General features: G+C 48.8%; 4 protein-coding genes. All 4 read left to right on the top strand.

What is annotated here, in order from left to right:
- The coding region (locus tag J3482_RS20030) for a hypothetical protein (protein ID WP_206923066.1) at nt 1-259 on the top strand (259 nt) is incomplete at its 5' end.
- Between the two features lie 4 nt (nt 260-263).
- The gene (locus J3482_RS20025) at nt 264-572 is read left to right on the top strand and encodes a hypothetical protein (protein ID WP_146823372.1); all 309 of its coding nucleotides are present in this window, start codon (nt 264-266) and stop codon (nt 570-572) included.
- Between the two features lie 63 nt (nt 573-635).
- Entirely contained in the window at nt 636-830 is a 195-nt protein-coding gene (locus tag J3482_RS20020; protein ID WP_206923065.1) for a hypothetical protein, read from the top strand.
- An 80-nt stretch (nt 831-910) separates the two neighbouring features.
- On the top strand, nt 911-1,521 hold a 611-nt coding region (terS, locus tag J3482_RS20015), incomplete at its 3' end, for a phage terminase small subunit (protein WP_206923064.1).

Below are 1,521 nucleotides of genomic sequence, written 5' to 3'. Positions count from 1 at the left end.
TATGGGCAAGTGCATGTGTGTCACATGTCCGATGCGTCGCATTGCAAAAACAGAGCATCATCAAGAACTCGTGTATGACGCACTCACTGGCCGTGTCACAGAGTGGACCACAGTACCTCCACCGAAACCACATACTGACCCGCTTGAGCAATGGTATGACGAGTTCACGGAGCGGGAATTTGGGCGAGTCATCACGACGGCGGACACGTATAAGCGAGAGCATGGGGCGCTGCGGCCGAAGCGATATGCGGTGAGGTGATGAGATGAAATTCCAGACTATGCAGCAGGTGTACATACAAAGCGACGTGCTCAACGTCGAAGCACCTATAGGCGAGATTGGATATGTCGTTGATATCGACCGTGATTCTGACCGCGCTCAGAGATATTGTATCCGTGTTCCATCTCAAAAGAAGTGGTTCTGGATGCCCGAATGTGACCTCTGTTCAGCAGAAGAGTGGTTAGATGTTGCTGCTTCGATGGCGATTGAGGGTGCCTTGGTAGAGCGTGCATTGGATACGAAGGATGAAGAGGGATTCCGTGCCGCTGTTCAATGGCGTCGGGGATGCAGATAAATCACGCGTATTGCAGGAATAATCCTTTTCTTGCGGAAATTGTGAGTAGGGAGGGTTACGGATATGGATTATCAGCTCATTTTTAGAGGTAATGCTGTAGCTACGGTAAAGGGTGCAGACCGAATTCCTGAACGCGGAGAAAAAGTGCTACTTCGAAGCAATCCCGCCTTCGTAGATAGTGACAGTTATACTGTCGATTCGATTGTCACATTTGTAAATAACAGCCAAGCAAACACACAGGTTCATATTAAAAAATAATCATTGGCCCGCTTAGGCGGGTTTTTCTTTTGCCTTCTGCAAAACAACTCAATCCAACATCTGGAGGTGGGTGAAGTGTAGTGCCTCGTGAACGAAGTCCTAATCGCGACAAGGCATTTGAAGTATGGCGTGACAGCAATGGCGAAATCAGTAACCGTGAAATCGCTATTCAGCTTGGGATATCCGAGAAGACGGTCGGCGGCTGGAAGGCGAAAGACCGATGGATTGAGAAGCTGAATGGAGTACTCCAAACGAATGAACGGAGTACTCCGAAACGCGCTGGCGCTCCAAAGCATAATCAAAACGCGGTCGGTAACCGCGGTGGCGCGCCTCTGCAAAACGATAATGCTGTTACGCACGGGTTCTTCCGCAAGTACTTCCCTGAAGCCGTGCATGAACTGCTTGCAGACGTTGCGGCCATGAGTGAGCTAGATAAGCTGTGGATGTCTATTCAGACACAATTCACGGCTATTATTCATGCGCAGAAAGTTATGTTCGTTAGTGATAGTGAAGACCATTCAGATTTTCAGACCAAGAAAATTTCAGGCGAGTCGATGGATGTTGAAGAGTACGAACGCCAATGGTCGTTCCAAAAACAAGCGAACTTCTTGTCTGCGCAAGCGCGTGCGATGTCGGAGTTACGGTCAAGTATTAAGACGTTTCTTGAACTTGCCGATGAGTCTGATTTGCG

It is taken from the genome of Alicyclobacillus suci, from assembly GCF_017329615.1.
GTDB classification, from domain to species: domain Bacteria; phylum Bacillota; class Bacilli; order Alicyclobacillales; family Alicyclobacillaceae; genus Alicyclobacillus; species Alicyclobacillus suci.
This window is presented reverse-complemented; position numbering and strand designations above follow the sequence as displayed.